Origin of the sequence: Kocuria oxytropis (assembly GCF_040981195.1) — a bacterium.
Lineage (GTDB): Bacteria > Actinomycetota > Actinomycetes > Actinomycetales > Micrococcaceae > Kocuria > Kocuria oxytropis.
The window spans coordinates 437,967-454,545 of sequence record NZ_JAVFXA010000001.1; the positions used below are offsets into that span (position 1 = coordinate 437,967).

A 16,579-nucleotide genomic window follows, 5' to 3' on the forward strand; every position below is an offset into this window, starting at 1 on the left:
TCAAGACCCAGGGGCGCGCCCCGGGAGATCGGGGCTCAGGAGAGGTGCGGGCGGACCGGGTGCTCGTGCAGCCGCAGGTACGCCCAGGACCGCCCGGCCGGGACGAGCGCGGCGGCGGTGAGCACGCCCCAGACCACGAGGACCGGCAGCCACGGCAGCCCGGGGCGCAGCACGGCCCCGGCCGCGGCGGTCGCCCCGACCGCCACCAGCAGCGCCATGGTCTCGAGCTGGGTGCAGGAGCGGGCCGCCGCCCCGATCCGGATCGAGGGCGAGCTCGGCAGCCGGTGGGCGCGCAGCGCCCGGTGCCGTGCGGCGGTGATGTCGGTGCGCTGCTGGGTGTGCGCCAGGAACGGCCGTTGCGCCCGGGTGACGCCCAGCACCAGCCAGGCGATCCCCACCACGGGGATCCACAGCAGCGGGAACCACGGCGGGCCGCTCTCCGCCCGGCCCGTCCACCAGGTGGCGGCCAGACCGGTCAGGACGGCGGCGCCCGCCGCCGGGGCCGTCGAGATCAGCAGGCGCCGCCGGGACGGGATGGGGCGGCCCGGATGGCGCAGCACCACACCGGCCCGCTCGGGGCGCGCCAGGCTATCCACGGCCGCGCGCCGGTCGCGGTCCGCTCCCGGGACCGTGCGCGGCCACGGGAGCGAGGTCCCGTGGCGGGGTGGCCGGCGGATGCCGGCGGTGGCACGCGGAGAGCCGTTCCACGCCGTGTCCTTTCCTCCGCCGCCGGTGGCCGGGCCCGAGGGCCCACGATCAGTACACACCGCCCGCGGCCGGACGGCGCGCTTCTTAACACATCCTTGACGGGGGCGGGTCCCGTCAGGGCGTGAACCGGTAGCCCATGCCGAGCTCGGTGCGGAAGTAGCGGGGGTGGGAGCTGTCGGCCTCGAGCTTGGCCCGGATCTGGGACATGTAGACCCGCAGGTAGTTGGACTCCTCGCCGTACTCGGGCCCCCACACCGTGGTGAGCAGCTCCGTGCGCCCGATGAGCCGATGCGGATGGCGGGCGAGGACCTCCAGCAGGCGCCACTCGAGCTTGGTCATCCGCACCGGCCGGCCGGCGACGGTGACGGAGCGGGCGGCCAGGTCGATGCGCACCCGCCCGTCGGAGGTCTCCACCACCGGCTCGGCCGGATCGGGGCGCGCCCGGCGCAGGGCGGCCCGCAGCCGTGCGAGCAGCTCGTCCATGGCGAAGGGCTTGGTGATGTAGTCGTCGGCCCCGCGGTCGAGGGCGTCGACCTTGCTGTGGGACTCGCCGCGGGCGGAGACCACGATGATCGGCACCGTGGACCAGCCCCGGATGCCCTCGATGACCTCGCGGCCCTCCATGTCCGGCAGGCCGAGGTCCAGCAGCACCACGTCCGGGTGCTCGTCCGCGGCGAGCTGCAGCGCCTGCTGCCCGGTGGCGGCCCGGTGGGTGCGGTACCCGCGGGCCTTGAGGTTGACCAGCAGGGCGCGGGCGATCTGGGGGTCGTCCTCGACGACGAGCACGCCGGGGCTCATGCCGTCTCCTCCGGGTCCGGCCCGTCGCCGGCCGGGACGCGCCCGAGCACGCCCCGGTCCCCGGCGGCCCGGGCGGCCAGGGCGTCCGGGTCGTCCGGGGCGTCCGGGGCTGCCGGGAGGGTGAGGACCATGGTCAGGCCCCCGCCGGGGGTGTCCGCGGCGCGCACGTGCCCGCCCATGCCCTCGGCGAGCCCCCGGGCCACGGCCAGTCCCAGTCCGACGCCGGCGGTGGTGTCCCGGTCCCCCAGCCGCTGGAAGGGCCGGAAGATGCGCTCCTTGTCCGCGTCCGGCACTCCCGGGCCGTGGTCGACCACGTGCAGGTGCACCACCCCGGGTCCGGGCACCGCACGGACCGCCACGGGGCCGCTCCCGCTGTGCTCCAGGGCGTTCTCGACGAGGTTGGCGATCACGCGCACGAGCAGCCCGTGGTCCCCGGTCACCGGCGGGACATCGGCGGGCACCTCGAGGCGGACCCGGGGCGCGCCGGGGCCGAGACCGTGCACGGCGGCCGCGGCGAGGTCCTCGACCTCCAGCGGGGTGCGGTGCACCAGCAGGTCCCCGGCCTGGATCCGGCTCATGTCCAGCAGGCCCTCGATCCGCTCGGTCAGCCGGTCGGCCGACTCCTCGATGGTGGCCAGCAGCTCGCGGGTGTCCTCGGCGCTGAGCACCACGTCCTCCATCCGCAGGCTCGAGACCGAGGCCTTGATCCCGGCCAGCGGGGTGCGCAGGTCGTGCGAGACGGCCGCCAGCAGCGCGGTGCGCATCGCGTTGCCCGCCGCCAGCTCCTGGGCCTGCAGGCGCGCCTCGGCCAGTTCCTGCTGCTGCAGCACGGCCGCGATCCGTCCGGCGAAGGCCTCCAGCACCCCCTGGTCCGAGGCCTCCTCCGGGAAGTCGTCGATCAGCAGGAGGTGACGGTCGTCGACGACGACGGTGTTGTCGCACGTGGCCGGTTCCGGCACCGGTTCCCCGGAGGAGGCGAGCACGGTCCACGCCTGGGGGTCCCCCGGGGCGGGGGCGTGCGCCGCGAGGGCGACGGCCCGCAAGTCGTAGGTGCGGCGCAGGCGCTCCAGCAGCGCCGGAACGCTCAGCCCCTCCCGGATCACCCCGCCGGCCAGCTCGAACAGCGTCGCCGCCTGGTGGCGGGCGCGCCCGGCCTCGGTGGTGCGCCGGGCCTCGACGTCCACGACCCGGGCCACCCCGGCGGCCACCAGCAGGAACAGCCCCAGGGCCACGACGTTGAGCGGCTCGTGGATGATCCACTGGCCGGTGGGCGGGGTGAAGAACCAGTTGAGGACCATCGTGCTCAGCAGCGCGGCCGTCACGGCCGGCCACCATCCGCCCAGGAGGGCCACGAACACCACCACGGTGAGGTGGCACAAGAAGTCCAGGGTGATCGTGTCCGTCCCGGTCCCGGCCCGGAGGAAGCCCGCGGTCAGGGCGGCCGGTCCCAGCAGGGCCAGGGCCCAGCCCGCGGCACGGCGCCCGGGTCCCAGGGGGGGAGGCGGCGGCGGGGAAGCCGGCGCGGGCGTGCGGAGTCGTGCGGGACGAGGAGCACGTCCAGCTCCTGCGCGGCCTCCAGGAGCCGGGCCGCCGTCCCGCGCCGCAGCCCTCCGCCGAGGTGCCGGTCCCGCGCGGTCCCGATCACCACGTGCGTGGCCTGGACGCTGCGGGCGAACCCCAGCAGCGCGGCGGCCACGTCCTCGCCGAGCACCGTGTGCCAGGTGCCGCCGCCGCTCTCCACCAGGGGCCGCCAGCCGGCCAGGGGCTCCGCGCCGCTCCCGCCGCCCTGCCGCGCCTCCCCGGACACGTGCACGGCCATCAGCTCGGCCCCGGGCATCCGCGCCGCGGTCAGCAGCCCGCGCTCGATCAGCAGCTCGGACTCCGGTCCGCCGGGCACGGCCACCACCACCCGGGCGTGCCGCACCGGCTCGTGCTCCGCAGCGGGCTGCCCGGCGACCGGCTCCCGCACGGGGTGTCGTGCGACCACGGTGTCCTCCTCCCGACGGATGCGTCCGGCAGCGGCGCGCTGCGGCACCCGAGCGCACCGTCCTCCAGCATTCTCCCGCACCCGGGCCGCGACCGCGGCCGCCGGCCGTCCCCCGGCGCCGGTGCGGGTCGCCGAGCGGCGCCGGGCCCGGTCGGAGTCGGGGGCTACCTCACCCGATGATCGGGCGCTCCTCGGGCACCCGGTAGCGGCGGCGCTGGGTGCGCAGGGCCAGGGACGTGGCGATGGTGATGGTGCCGACCCGTCCCATGAACATCAGGGCCATGAGCACCAGTTCGGCGGCGGCGGGCAGGTCCGCGGTGATGCCCATGGACAGGCCCACGGTGGCGAAGGCGGAGACGCACTCGAACAACGCGGTCTCGAGGCCGTGGTCGGTGAGCACGAGCAGGGCCACCGTGCCCAGGACCACCGCGGCGATCCCCAGCAGCGCCACGGACAGCGCCTGGCGCTGCACGGAGGCGCTGATCGAGCGCGGCCCGATGCTCACCTGGTCGTGGCCCCGGACCTCGTTCCAGATCGCGTAGGCGAGCACCAGGAACGTGGTGAGCTTGATCCCCCCGGCGGTGCCGGCGCTGCCGCCGCCGATGAACATCAGCACCTCGGTGACCAGCAGGGTCTCCGAGGACGCGGCCCCGTAGTCGATGCTGTTGAACCCCGCCGTGCGGGGGAACACGCTCAGGCCGAGGGCCCCCAGGAGCTTGCCGCCCACCGGCAGGTCCCCGAGGGTCTCCGGGCGGTCCCACTCGAACGCCGCCAGCACCACGAACCCCAGGACCAGCAGCCACAGCGTGCCGAGGACCGTCAGGCGGACGTGCACGGTCCAGGCCCGGCGCATGGTGGAGTCCCGCAGCAGCTCGATGATCACCGGGAACCCGAGTCCTCCCACGACCGCCGCCGCGCAGATCGGGACGACGATCCACGGGTCGCCGACGAAGCCCATGAGGCTGTCGCTGAACACCGAGAAGCCCGCGTTGTTGAACGCCGAGACTGCGTGGAAGACCCCGTGCCACAGCGCCGGGCCCAGCTCGTGGTCGTAGGCGGCCCGGAACCGCAGCGTCAGGATCACCGCCACCACCGCCTCCACGGTGAACATGATCTGGGCGACCCGCAGCAGCACCCGGCGCACGTCGCCCAGGTTCACGGTGTGCGTCTCCGAGGCCGCGACCAGCTGGGTCCACAGCCCCAGCCGCTTGCGCACCAGCAGGGCCAGGAGCGTGCCCAGGGTCATGATCCCGAACCCGCCGACCTGGATCAGGCCCCGGATCACCGCCTGGCCGAAGGGGGTCCAGAACATCGGGGTGTCCACGGTGATCAGCCCCGTCACGCAGACGGCGGAGAAGGCGGTGAACAGGGCCGGCATGACCACCGCCGCCGAGGGGTCGGCGCGGGAGAGCGGGAGCATCAGCAGCCCCGCCCCCAGCAGGATCGTGGCGAGGAACCCCACCGGGACCAGGCGGACGGGGTTGTCCAGGAACGATCTCCTGACCGCCCTCGGGATCCTCGGCGGCCGCCTCGTGCCGCCCGGGGCGGCACTGCTCATCCGGAACACGCCTCGGCCTCCCCGTCCCTGCTCGCACCGTCCACCGACGCGCCGCCCACCGCGGCCGGCGCTGCACCACAGTCCACGCCACGTCCCGGCGTGGAGGCCGGATCTTAATGCCGCGTTGACGCTGTGCGCCCGGTTCCTGACGCCGTCCTCACACCGGCAGCCGCCCGGAGCGCCGTGGTGACGGCCGCGGGCGGATGCCGCAGAATGGGGGCATGAACCAGACCGACGCCTCCGCCCGCTCCCGCCCGCAGCGCTCCGGCCAGGGCCGTTCCTGGGCGCTGATCGCCGTCACGGCCGGCTTCCTCGTCTCCGCCGCGCTGATCATCGCCGTGGGCGTGGTCGCCATCGACCTCGCCTAGCCCGCGCCCCGCGCCCCGCGCGGCGCGCCCGCGGGGGCGTGGCACGATGGGCGCACGCCGTCCCGCAAGGAGGAGCGCCACCGTGAGCGACCCCGTCCCGCACCCCCTCATCCGGCCCGTGCGGCAGGGCAACGCCTTCGAGGAGGCCGTGGAGCGGATCCTCGACTCGATCCGGCTCGGCCTGTTCCGCCGGGGCGAGCGGCTGCCGCCGGAGCGGGAGACCGCGGCGATGCTCGGGATCTCCCGCGCCACGCTGCGGGAGGCCCTGCGCGAGCTCCAGGCCGCCGGAGTCCTGGACGTGGTGCGCGGTCGCTACGGCGGCACGTTCGTGACCGGGCGCACCGCGCTGCCGGACGAGACCCTCCCCCCGGTGGAGCCGGCCGAGGTCGAGGACGTGCTCGTGTTCCGCGCCGTCGTCGAGCCCGCGGCGGCGGAGCTGGCCGCGGCCTCGACCCTCAGCACGGCGGCCCGGGAGCACCTGCTGGCGTGCCTGCGGCAGGTCGAGCAGAGCGCGCCGGAGGACTACCGCCCCGCCGACGCGCGCTTCCACATCGCGGTCGCCGAGCTGGGCGGGTGCCCCAGCCTGGTCCGCGCCGTCGCGGAGGTGCGCTCCCGGGCCAGCGACCTGCTGGACCGGATCCCCCTGCTGCCGGTCAACCTCGAGCACTCCGACCGCCAGCACCGCGAGCTCGCCGACGCCGTCCTGGCCGGCGACGCCGCCGCCGCCCGGGCCGCGTCCCTGGCCCACCTCGAGGGCACGGCCGCGCTGCTGCGGGGCTTCCTCGGGCACGGCACGCGCTCCCCCGGCGACGACGCCCCCGGGTGAGCCCGGCGCCCGGGGTGCGCCGCGGGGCTCAGGAGCCGGGGGCCCGCCCCGGCGGGTCCACCAGCACGTCCTCGACCGGCCGGCGCAGGCTGTAGGGCAGCCTCGGCCCGTGGCCGAAGCGCACGACCAGCTGGGCGTGCTCGCCCGTGAGGCCGAGCCAGGACTCGAAGCGGGAGCGCAGCGCCGGGACCTCGATCGGCTGGTTGACGAAGGCCGTGCGCAGGTCGAGGACCTCGGCCTGCAGCGCGAACCGCTGGCAGGCGCGTCCCGCCTCGACCCACGCGGTGCGGTCGTCGCCCCGGGTGGCGAACACCGCGACGCCGGCCGAGCTCGTGACGTGCTCGGCGTCCGTCCCGGCCTGGGCCGCGGGACGCAGGAGCAGCCGGGCCAGCAGCGCGCCCAGCCGCTCCGGGACCGGCGGCCGCCCGGCCGCGCGCCCGGCGAGCCCGTCCCTGCGGCGCAGCGCGGCGGCCGGGGTGAAGCGGATCCAGGAGACGAGCTCGCGGCGGAACGCCGCGTCGTGCAGCTGCGCCAGGTCGCCGGAGCGCACGAACCCGGCGACGGTCGTGAGCTGCCCCGGCTCCGTGAGCAGGAGGCAGCGCACCCGGCCCAGGCTGCCCGCCCGTTCGAGGACGTCCAGGTCGCGGCGGCCGACGGGGTCGCCGTCGTAGGCGCCGCGGGTGCACTGCCGGGTCTCGATGGCGTCCGAGAGCGGGGACGCCGCGGCCGTCCCCGGGTCGCCGAGGGTCACGACGACGCGCTCGTCCGCCTCGAGGGCGACCTCCGCGGCGCGGCCCTGCGCGGCGGCGGCGTGGACCAGGTTCTCCGCCGCGCAGCCGAGGCTCTGGAACAGGTGCGCGTCGTGGGGGTCGACCACGGGGCAGCGCCGAGAACGGTCCGCCCGGAGGGTGATCGCACCGGGACCGGACGTGAACGTCCACGGCTGGGTGTTGTGGCTCGACGCGGCGAGCGCGGCCCGCCGGACCAGCTCACGGTCCGGGTCGGCGCCCGGGACCGGGCGCCGATCCGCCGCCGCGGCGTCGTCGTACGCGCGCGCGGAGCGTCCTCCGCGCCCCGCGCGGCCGGAGGTGCTCCCCTGCCCGGCCGGCCGGCGCCGACCGGCCGCCGCACCGGCCCGGCCCTCGGCCAGGCGGGCGATGTTGCGCAGCATCTCCTGGCTCATCACGAAGCTGATCGGCTCCACGAGGGCCGGCGAGGTGAACAGCCTCTCCCCCCGGGTGGACCCGGGCGCGAAGCTCAGCCGCTCGACCAGCCGGGTGCCGCCCTCCGGGGACGGTCGCAGGTGGAAGGACCACAGGCCGCCGCGCCCGCCCGTCGCCGAGGGGGCCGGCGCGGCCAGCACGAGGTCGCGACCCGGCTCGACGTGCGCCACGGCCAGGGCCGCCTGCGGGGCGAGACGGATCTCGGAGACCGCGGAGAGGTCCTGGTGCTCCGCCAGGATCCGGTCCGTGTTGCGCATCCGGCAGCCGATGAGGTTCTCGAGGCGCTCGAAGCTGTAGAGCCCGCCGCGCCCCTGGCCGAGCTGGGCCAGCCAGGGCCAGACCCGGTCGGGCGGGGCGGCGACGGTGACGGTGTGGGTGGCGGTCCAGGACGGCTCGGGGAGCAGCTCGTCGCCGGGCCAGCAGGCGGCGACCTCCGCGGGCGTGGCGCCCCAGGTCGTCCGGCGCCGCCGCAGCAGCGGGCCGCTCAGCACGTGGCCGGCGATCCGCACGGCGGCGAACAGGGTGCGCGGCAGGCTGCGTCCGACGTCCATGGCGACCCCCGAAGTCTCATTGGCGCCCGTCGTGGCACCGGCCCACGGGTCCATGGTCGAATGTGTCCCACCCGCGGTCAACGGCAGGCTCCGGCGCGGCCGTCACCGCAGGACACGGAGCGAACCACCGAGGAGCAGCGCCCATGGACCGTCCGGCACCCCGACCCGCGGCGACGTCCCGCCCTCCGCGCCGGGGCACGGTCCTGGCGACCCGCGCCGTCGGGGTGTACTTCGCCGGCACGGCCGTGCTGAACACCGTGCACACCGTCCGGATCGCCCCGCGGCTGCTGGAGTGGTTCCGGGACAGCACGTGGTCGCCGCCGCACCGGCGCCTGCTCGGGGCACTGGCGCCCGCGGCGCCCGCCGTGGTCCTGGGGGCGGCCGCCTTCCAGGCGGTGGTGGCCTACCACCTCCTGCGGGGCAGCCGGGTGCGCGGGGCGCTGCGCTGGGGGCAGGCGTGGGTGCTGGCACTGGTCCCGGTGCTGCCCTGGCCCTACTGGGTGCCCAACGTCCTGTCCGCGGTGGTCCTCGAGGCGGTCCGCCGCGCCGCCACGGCAGGCGCACCCACGGGAGAGGTGGACCGGTGAGCCGCGGGCGGCGCACCGGGGTGCCGGCGGAGGTCCCCGGAAGCGGGCGCCGGCAGGTCCGGTCCGTCCTCGCCGCGGCCGCCGGCGCGGTGCTGGGCGCGACCCTCCTCCGGGCCGCGCTGCCGGCCGGGACCCCGCCGATCCGGTCCGTGGAGCCCTCCGGCGGCGCGCGGTCCGTCGCCGCGCTGGAGCCGGTGACCCTCGGCGGCTGTGAGCAGTGGATCCTCGTCCGGTCCCGGGACGTCAGCCACCCCGTCGTGCTGTTCCTGCACGGCGGCCCCGGCACCTCGCAGCTGACGACGAACCGGCGGGCCACCCGCGATCTCGAGCAGCACTTCACGGTGGTGAACTGGGACCAGCGCGGTGCCGGCAAGTCCTACGCGGCCATCGCCGACACCGGGCGGATGACCGTGGGGCAGTTCGTGGAGGACACCGTGGAGCTGGTCCGGCTCCTGCTGGAGCGGTTCCACCAGGACCGGCTCGTGCTGGTCGGCCACTCCTGGGGAAGCGTCATCGGCGCCCTGGCCGTGGCACGGCACCCGGAGCTCTTCAGCTGCTACGTGGGCATCGGCCAGGTCGCCGACATGGCCGCGGGGGAGGCCGCCTCCTACCGCTGGACCCTGGAGCAGGCGCGCCGGGCGCACGACCGCCGGGCCGTCGAGGCGCTCACCCGGATCGGGCCGCCGCCGTACCGGGGCGATCCGCGCTCGGCGGTCGTCACGCAGCGGCACCTGCTCGCGCGCTGCGGCGGAGAGGTCCACGGCAGCCGGAACGGGGCGCTGGGTGTGGTGCTGGGCGGGCTGCTCCGCTCGCGGGAGTACACCCTGGGCGACCGGATCACCTACTTCCGGGGCGTCATGGGCTCCATGGAGCTCCTGTGGCCCGAGCTGCTTCGGGTGAACCTGCGCGAGACGGTCCCGGCGCTGGGGGTGCCCGTGTTCTTCGTGGAGGGCCGGCACGACCACGAGGCCCCGGCGGAGCTGGCCGAGCAGTACTTCGCGGAGCTGACGGCGCCCTCGAAGGAACTGGTGTGGTTCGAGGACTCCGCCCATCTGCCTCACATCGAGGAGAGGGAGCGGTTCACCCGCTTCATGGTGGAGAAGGTCCTGCCCCTCGCCGTGCGCCCCGACGGCCGGTGAGGGGCGGAGGGAGGGCGGGCCGGACCGGCCGCGCGGGGGCGGACCGGTCCGGTCCGCCCCCGCGCGGCCGTGCGCTCGGCAGGGTCAGTAGAACAGCGCGGACACCCGGACGAGGGTCGCCGTCACGCCGTAGGCGAGCGGGACCCCGACGAGGACCCACCCCAGTGCCAGTCGGGCCTTGCTCATCTCAGGACTCCTTCGTGGGCCGGGCTGCCGGACGGTGCGGGCTCGTGGTGCTTGGCGTCGACCGGTCTCACGAGCAGGTTGGCGACGAAGCCGACGACCAGCAGGCCGACCATGGTCAGCAGCGCCGGCCGGTAGGCCTCGGACGTGAGCTCCCCGGGGGTGCCCTGGGCGTCGAGGAACGCGTTGACGATGAGGGGCCCGGCGATGCCCGCGGCGGACCACGCCGTGAGCAGACGGCCGTGGATGGCCCCCACCTGGAAGGTCCCGAAGAGGTCCCGCAGATAGGCCGGCACCGTGGCGAACCCACCGCCGTAGAACGAGATGATCACGAACGCCAGCAGCACGAACAGCAGCGTGGAGGTCGAGCCGAACAGCGCCAGCACCGTGTAGAGGACGGCTCCGACGCCGAGGTAGACCATGTAGATGCGCTTGCGCCCCAGGATGTCGGAGGTGGTGGACCACACGAAGCGCCCGCCCATGTTGCCGATCGAGAGCAGGCCCACGAAACCGCCGGCCACGGCGACCGTCACGAGGGAGGCGCCGTCCGCCTGGCGGAAGAAGTCCTGGATCATCGGGGCGGCCTGCTCGAGGATGCCGATGCCGGCCGTGACGTTGCAGAACAGCACGATCCACACCAGCCAGAACTGCGGGGTGCGGATCGCGTTGCGGGCCGAGACGTGGTTCTTGGTCACGAGGGCCTTCGACTTGACCTTCGAGGGGTCGAAGCCCTCGGGCTTCCAGTCCTCGGCGGGGACCTTGATCGTGAACGCCCCGAAGAGCATGTAGGCCAGGTAGATGACCGCGAGGGTCAGGAACAGCTTGCCGACGGCGTCCCCGCTCGCCACCCAGCCCGGAGTGCCGGACTCGGGGTCGTAGAGGTTGAGCAGGGCAGCGGAGAGGGGGCTGGCGATCAGCGCGCCGCCGCCGAAGCCCATGATCGCCATGCCCGTGGCGAGTCCGGGCCGGTCGGGGAACCACTTGATCAGCGTGGAGACGGGAGAGATGTAGCCGATGCCCAGTCCGATGCCGCCGATGAACCCGTAGCCCAGGTAGACGAGCCAGAGCTGATCGGTGAAGATCCCGAGCGCGCCGACCAGGAACCCGCCGGACCACAGCAGCGCCGCGGTGAACATCGCCCGCCGGGGGCCGCCGGTGTCCACCCACGTGCCGAAGACGGCGGCGGAGAGCCCCAGCATGACGATGGCGATGGAGAAGATGATGCCGATCTGGGTCAGGCTCGCGTCGAAGTGCGCGACCAGCGCGTTCTTGTACACGCTGGTCGCGTAGGCCTGTCCGATGCACAGATGGACCGCGAGGGCTGCCGGCGGAATGAGCCAGCGGTTGAATCCCGGTGGTGCCACCGAGTGCTGTCGATCAAGCCATCCCATGCCCCGACTCCTCATCTGCTGCGGATGCTGCGTGAAGGGTGCTCTCCGGTCCGCTCCTGCGGCGCCCGGGAAGCACCCGATGGTGAAGCATGTCACATTCACGAGAGCGATGCGAAGCAACCTGCCGACCGGCCGCGCCGATACGGGCCGCTCACCCGCGGTTCGGGGTCCGTCCCAGCCATCCCCGCACCCGCCGCCGTGCCCGCCGCCAGAGGGCGGCGACACCCCGCTCCGCCAGGGCCTGCTCCAGCCGCTCGAGCCGGCGGGACTGGGCGCGGATCTCCTCGAGGAGCTCGTGCGCGAGCCGATCGGCGTCGTCCAGCCGCTCGTGCAGGGCCGCGGCCTCCTGGGCGGCCGCGTGGCGCAGGTACAGCGGCAGCCCGATGCCGTTCTCGGCACTCCACTGCCGCAGGTGCCGTTCGCGCACCGTCAGCTCGCCCCGGACCACGCCGCCCGCCACCCCACCGGGGCGGACCGGTGGGAGCACGCCCACGGTGAACGTCTCCAGGAAGCGGAGCGCGAACTCCCAGCCCTCCGCGGCCCCCACGCTCTCGTCGTAGTCGCCGAGCACCCCGTGCACCGCCCGCCGGTACACGAACGGCGCGTCGACCGCGGTGTGGTCGCCGTCCAGCACGTCGGTGAGGGTGAGCGCCGACCGGTCCGCCCGGGCCGGCCCCCGCTCGGGACGGCGGGGCGGGCCCTCCGTGCCCGCCCCGGGCGCGGGCTCCACCACCACCCCGTCGTCGGTCACCAGGGCGTTCTCGAGGTGGGCCACGGCGCGCTGGAGGAGCGTGGGCGGCCAGCGCTGCGCCCCGTGGTGGCGGACGACGAGCTCCGAGTCCACGGCCCGCAGGCCGCGGTTGAGGGCCGCCGCACGGCCGAGGGTCCTGCGGTGGTGCAGGACCGTCACCCGTCCCGCGAGCTCGTCCCGCCGCGGCGCCAGCGCCTCGTCCGGGGCCGCGGGATCGCCGCCGTCCTGGACGAGGACCAGCCGCCAGTCGGTGAAGGTCTGCGCCAGGAGGTCCTCGACGGCGCGCCGCACGGGCGCCGGCCCGCCGGGCGCGGCCAGGAGCACGGCGACCGTGGGCCGCTCGGGCGGCACCACGGGCACGGTGTACCGGCGGCGCAGGGCCCCGGCCACCGGCGCCCCGACCCCGCGCGGGGCGACCACCGGCTCCGGCCCGGGTGCGTCCAGCCTGCCGTGGAGCGCCACCACCAGCTCCTCCCACCACCGGGCGGACGCCTCCCGGACCGCCGGCTCGGCGTCCGCCAGCGCGGCACGGACGGGCCCGCGCTGCTCCACGGCCTCCGTGACCCACTGCTGGACGGCGGCACGGGTGTCCCAGGCCACCTCGCCCGGGGTGAGCAGGGCCGCGAGGGGCACGACGCCGCCCGCCAGGCCCCAGCGCGCCAGGACCTTTTCCATGCCGTTCAGGGAATACGTCTCTGGGGCCACGGGGAGCACGACCGCGTGCGCCGCCGACCCGAGGGCCGCGCCGTGGGGGCACGTGGTGACCACCCAGTCGGCCCGGAGGGCGGCGGCACCCGGCCCGTCCTGGCCCGGAGGCACCGCGCGGATGTCGTCCGGCAGCCGGGCGGCCAGCTCCGCCGCGAACTGCTCGTCGGCGGCGGTGCCGCCGCAGGCCTGCAGCACGACCGTCCCGCCGGTCCGGTGCACCAGCGCGTCCAGGACATCGGTGAGCACCCGGGCGACCTCCGCGGCGGGGAAGGGGCCTCCCGGCCGTTCCACCACGGCGACGATCCTCGGCGGGACCGAGTCCTCCGCCGGCGGCGCCCCGGCCGGAGCGTCCTGCACCGGTGGCTGCTGCGGGGACGGGCGGGGCAGCAGGAGCGCGTCCTGCCGGCTCACGCGCAGGCCGGGGTGCTCGGGGCACAGTCTCCGGGCCACCGCCAGGGACTGCGCGTCGCGCAGTCCCACGAGGAGCGCCGTCGAGAGCAGGAGGCGCACGTCCTCCCCCTGCGCCGCGTCGCCGGCGCCGAGGGTCAGGCCGCTGACGACGACGGGCCGCCCGGCGTCCGCGGCGGCGCGCGCCCGTTCGAGCCAGCGGCCGAAGCGGCGGTCACCGAGGGGCGCACCCGCCGCCGGCTCGACGAGCAGGAGGGCCTCCGCCCCGGGCCGCGCCGCCGGTGCCCGGCCCCCGGCCTCGGGGCCGACCTGCCCGGACTCCCCGTGCCCGTGCTCCGCGCGGTCGGCACCCTCGCGCCCGGGCCCTCCCCGGTCGGCGCCCTCGTGCCCGGGCCCTCCTCGGTCGGCGTGCTCGTGCCCGGACTCCTCGGGCCCGGGGGCCCCGTCCGGGTCCGCCGGCCGGGCGTCGACGCCGCGCAGGGCGAGCTGCGCGACGAGCCCGCGGAGCTCGTGCTCCACCTCGGGAGCGCGGCCCCGCCCGGCCGGCGCCGGGAGAACGTCGATGCGCATGACGGAACGGACCTTTCATCGACCGGTATGTGCTCCCCCATTGTCCCCGGCGCGGGTCCCCCGGCGTCAGCACGACCGGGTCGCCGCGGCCGCGACGTCGCCGCCGCCCCGGCCCGACCCGGGCCTGTTCGGCCACGACCGGTGTACGAGGTTGCAGGTCCGCACGGATTCCGCTTGCCCGCCCGCGGGCGGGTCCGCCACTGTGAAGGGACACAGTGCACCACTTCCGCCGGCGGCGCCCGCCCGGAGAGCTCCGCGCGACCGGCCCGACCACCGTCCCGGAGATATTCCTTTTGGGGCATATGCAGCCGTGCGGAACCGGCCCGGGACGCGGTCCCCCGCCGGCCACGGCCGGGAACCCCCGGCCCGGAGATCCCGCCGAGCGCATCGCGGGAGACGTCGAGGAGTTCCACCATGCTGAACGCAGCGGTCATCAGCCCGCAGCCCATGACACGCATCGCGATGCAGCGCGAGTCCGTCGAGCACCCCGAGCACGGCGTGCGGGTCAACGCGGTGGCCGGGAGCGTCCCGGAGTTCCTGGCCCAGGGTCCGGCGGAGGAGACGGTGGTCCTGCTGAGCCTCAACACCCTGGACGGGCGCAGCCTCGTGCAGAACGTCACCGACCTCACCGCACAGGAGCACACCGTGGTCGTGCTGGTGCCGCCCGACGACCTCGCACGGGTCCGCTCGGCCTTCGCCTGCGGGGCGGCCGGGGCGGTGGGCAAGTGCGAGCCCATCCGGTCCGTCTTCCGCACCCTGCGCCTGTCCCGGCAGCTGGGCCACTTCGTGAGCGACACGCTCCAGACGGCTCTGGCGGAGCTCCCCAGCAGGACCCCGGCGAAGCTCTCGGCCCGCGAGCGCGAGGTGCTGGCGCTCTACGTGGACGGGCTCCAGGAGCAGGAGGTGGCCGCACGGCTGCAGATCGCGGAGTCCACGGTGGAGGAGCACCTCAAGCGGATCCGCCGCAAGTACGCGCTGGTGGAGCGGCCCGCCCGCACCAAGCTCGAGCTCTACAAGCGGGCCGTCGAGGACGGGATCATTCCCCCGGTGCTGCCGCTGGCCTGAGCACGGGCGACCGGAGCCCGGACCGGTGCCGCCGGGGCGGTTCCCCCGGGCGGTTCCGCCGGACCGGTGCCGCCGGGGCGCTGCGGCAGGACGGGTGCCGCCGGATCGTTGCGCCCGGATCGTTGTGCCGCACCGGGGACGCTCCTACCCTGGAGGGAGCACCATCCTGCGCCGTTCCGCCTCCCCCACCGGAACTCCAGCCCGGCAGGGCCGAGCGCCCGGACCGCTCCGAGTCCGCCCGGAACCCCGCCGGCACCGGCGACGGCGGTCCGCGCACCGCCGTCGAGCACGACCAGCAGCCCGGGGCGCGCCCCCGGCCCACAGGAAGCCGATCCCATGAACGCCGTGGACCGCGGTGGCCACGACCACGAGGTCGCCCGCGAGCTCGAGAAGCTGCGGAACCGTCTGAGCGGAACGCTCGTCGACCCGGAGGACCCGCTCTACGACGAGGCCAGACGCGTCTGGAACGGCATGGTCGACGCGTGGCCGCGCGCGATCGCCCGGGCGGCCGCGGTGTCCGACGTCGACCCCGTGCTGGCCGCCGCCCAGCACACCGATCTGCCGCTGGCCGTGCGCGGCGGCGGGCACAACATCGCCGGCCACGGGACCGTGGAGGGCGGGCTCGTCCTGGACCTGGGCGCCCTGCGGCAGGTCGAGGTGGACCCGCGGACCCGTCTCGTGACGGTCGGGCCCGGCGCGACCCTCGCCGACGTGGACCGCGCCACCGTGCCGCACGGGCTGGCGGTGCCCCTCGGCGTGGTCAGCGCCACCGGCGTCGCCGGCCTGACCCTCGGCGGAGGGGTGGGCTGGCTGACGCGCAGCAACGGGCTGAGCCTCGACAACCTCGTGCACGCCGAGGTGGTCACCGGGACCCGGGAGCACCTGCACGCCAACGCGGAGCACAATCCGGACCTGTTCTGGGGCATCCGCGGCGGAGGAGGGAACTTCGGCGTCGTGACCTCGTTCACCTTCCGGGCCCGGGAGCTGCCCCCGTCCGTGCTGGGCGGGAACCTGTTCTACCGGCGGGAGCACTGGCGCGCGGCCCTGCAGGCCTTCGCCCGGTGGACGGCCGACCTCCCGGACGAGATGAACGGCATCGTCTCGATCATCCGGCTGCCGCCCGGCTTCGGGATGGGCGACGAGCCCTGGCTGATCCTCGGCTTCGCCTGGATGTCGCCCGACCACGCCGAGGGCCTGCGCCTGGTGGACCGGCTGCGGGCCGGCGCCCCGCCGGACGAGGAGGAGGTCGGCCCGGTGCAGTGGACCGAGTGGCAGTCCGCCATGGACGAGCTCTTCCCGAAGGGGGCGCGGGGCTACTGGAAGAACGCCTCGTTCTCCCGGCTCGACGACGAGGTGGTCGACGCCCTGCTCGGCGTGGCCTCGGAGATCACCTGGTTCGGCACCGGCATCGACGTCCACCACATGGAGGGGTTCTTCGGGCGGGTGCCCGCCGGCGCCACGGCCTTCCCCAACCGCTCCGCACGGTACTGGCTCAACGTCTACGGCTTCTGGCCGGACGCGGCCGACGACGCCCCGCTCACGGCGTTCGCCCGGCGGGCCCACGCCGCCCTGGAGCCGTTCGCCGACGCCGGCCTGTACGTGAACTTCCTCGGCGCCGAGCAGGGCCCCGTCACCTCCGAGGCGGCGCGGCAGGCCTACGGGGAGCGGACGCACCGGCGGCTCGTGGAGCTCAAGGACCGCTACGACCCCGGCAACCTGTTCCGGCTCAACCACAACATCCTGCCGAGCACGGCCTGA

The 16,579-nt window shown here is 75.7% G+C and carries 15 protein-coding genes; 6 read left to right on the top strand and 9 right to left on the bottom strand.

Going from position 1 to position 16,579, the window contains the following annotated elements:
- Positions 1–35: 35 nt before the first annotated feature.
- The 5 genes from QYM41_RS02020 to QYM41_RS02040 form a co-directional block, all read right to left on the bottom strand.
- Positions 36–596, bottom strand: a complete 561-nt coding sequence (locus QYM41_RS02020) for a hypothetical protein (RefSeq protein ID WP_368798059.1) — start codon at positions 594–596, stop codon at positions 36–38.
- A 226-nt stretch (positions 597–822) separates the two neighbouring features.
- A complete protein-coding gene (locus tag QYM41_RS02025) occupies positions 823–1,506 on the bottom strand; it encodes a response regulator (RefSeq protein ID WP_368798060.1) in 684 nt (227 codons plus the stop codon).
- Positions 1,503–2,999, bottom strand: coding sequence for a sensor histidine kinase (locus tag QYM41_RS02030; protein ID WP_368798144.1), 1,497 nt, complete (start codon positions 2,997–2,999; stop codon positions 1,503–1,505). Before QYM41_RS02030 ends, QYM41_RS02025 begins: the two co-directional genes overlap by 4 nt.
- Positions 2,939–3,493, bottom strand: a complete 555-nt coding sequence (locus QYM41_RS02035) for a universal stress protein (RefSeq protein ID WP_368798145.1) — start codon at positions 3,491–3,493, stop codon at positions 2,939–2,941. The genes QYM41_RS02030 and QYM41_RS02035 overlap by 61 nt, the downstream gene beginning before the upstream one ends.
- A 169-nt stretch (positions 3,494–3,662) precedes the next feature.
- Positions 3,663–5,051, bottom strand: coding sequence for a TrkH family potassium uptake protein (locus QYM41_RS02040; RefSeq protein ID WP_368798061.1), 1,389 nt, complete (start codon positions 5,049–5,051; stop codon positions 3,663–3,665).
- A gap of 221 nt (positions 5,052–5,272) precedes the next feature.
- On the opposite strand from QYM41_RS02040, the gene QYM41_RS02045 reads away from it, so the two are divergent.
- The gene (locus QYM41_RS02045; RefSeq protein WP_368798062.1) at positions 5,273–5,419 is read left to right on the top strand and encodes a hypothetical protein; all 147 of its coding nucleotides are present in this window, start codon (positions 5,273–5,275) and stop codon (positions 5,417–5,419) included.
- An 82-nt stretch (positions 5,420–5,501) separates the two neighbouring features.
- Positions 5,502–6,245: a FadR/GntR family transcriptional regulator gene (locus QYM41_RS02050; RefSeq protein ID WP_368798063.1), complete on the top strand. Its 744-nt coding sequence runs from the start codon at positions 5,502–5,504 to the stop codon at positions 6,243–6,245.
- A 28-nt stretch (positions 6,246–6,273) separates the two neighbouring features.
- Here QYM41_RS02050 and QYM41_RS02055 read toward each other — a convergent pair whose 3' ends face one another.
- On the bottom strand, positions 6,274–8,019 hold the full coding sequence (locus QYM41_RS02055) for an Acg family FMN-binding oxidoreductase (protein WP_368798064.1): 1,746 nt from the start codon (positions 8,017–8,019) through the stop codon (positions 6,274–6,276).
- A gap of 143 nt (positions 8,020–8,162) precedes the next feature.
- Here QYM41_RS02055 and QYM41_RS02060 point away from each other — a divergent pair, with 143 nt between their 5' ends.
- Together QYM41_RS02060 and QYM41_RS02065 are read left to right on the top strand one after the other, a co-directional pair.
- Positions 8,163–8,606, top strand: coding sequence for a hypothetical protein (locus QYM41_RS02060; protein WP_368798065.1), 444 nt, complete (start codon positions 8,163–8,165; stop codon positions 8,604–8,606).
- A complete protein-coding gene (locus QYM41_RS02065) occupies positions 8,603–9,745 on the top strand; it encodes an alpha/beta fold hydrolase (RefSeq protein WP_368798066.1) in 1,143 nt (380 codons plus the stop codon). Before QYM41_RS02060 ends, QYM41_RS02065 begins: the two co-directional genes overlap by 4 nt.
- Positions 9,746–9,829: 84 nt before the next feature.
- Here QYM41_RS02065 and QYM41_RS17935 read toward each other — a convergent pair whose 3' ends face one another.
- The 3 genes from QYM41_RS17935 to QYM41_RS02075 all read right to left on the bottom strand — a co-directional run bounded on the left by QYM41_RS17935 (position 9,830) and on the right by QYM41_RS02075 (position 13,756).
- Positions 9,830–9,931: an MFS transporter small subunit gene (locus tag QYM41_RS17935; RefSeq protein WP_438612532.1), complete on the bottom strand. Its 102-nt coding sequence runs from the start codon at positions 9,929–9,931 to the stop codon at positions 9,830–9,832.
- A complete protein-coding gene (locus QYM41_RS02070; RefSeq protein ID WP_368798067.1) occupies positions 9,928–11,319 on the bottom strand; it encodes an OFA family MFS transporter in 1,392 nt (463 codons plus the stop codon). The genes QYM41_RS17935 and QYM41_RS02070 overlap by 4 nt, the downstream gene beginning before the upstream one ends.
- Positions 11,320–11,470: 151 nt before the next feature.
- Positions 11,471–13,756, bottom strand: a complete 2,286-nt coding sequence (locus QYM41_RS02075; RefSeq protein ID WP_368798068.1) for a glycosyltransferase — start codon at positions 13,754–13,756, stop codon at positions 11,471–11,473.
- 414 nt (positions 13,757–14,170) lie between these two features.
- Here QYM41_RS02075 and QYM41_RS02080 point away from each other — a divergent pair, with 414 nt between their 5' ends.
- A complete protein-coding gene (locus QYM41_RS02080) occupies positions 14,171–14,821 on the top strand; it encodes a helix-turn-helix transcriptional regulator (RefSeq protein ID WP_368798069.1) in 651 nt (216 codons plus the stop codon).
- Positions 14,822–15,157: 336 nt separating this feature from the next.
- Complete coding sequence (locus tag QYM41_RS02085; RefSeq protein WP_368798070.1) at positions 15,158–16,579, top strand: FAD-binding oxidoreductase; 1,422 nt, start codon at positions 15,158–15,160, stop codon at positions 16,577–16,579.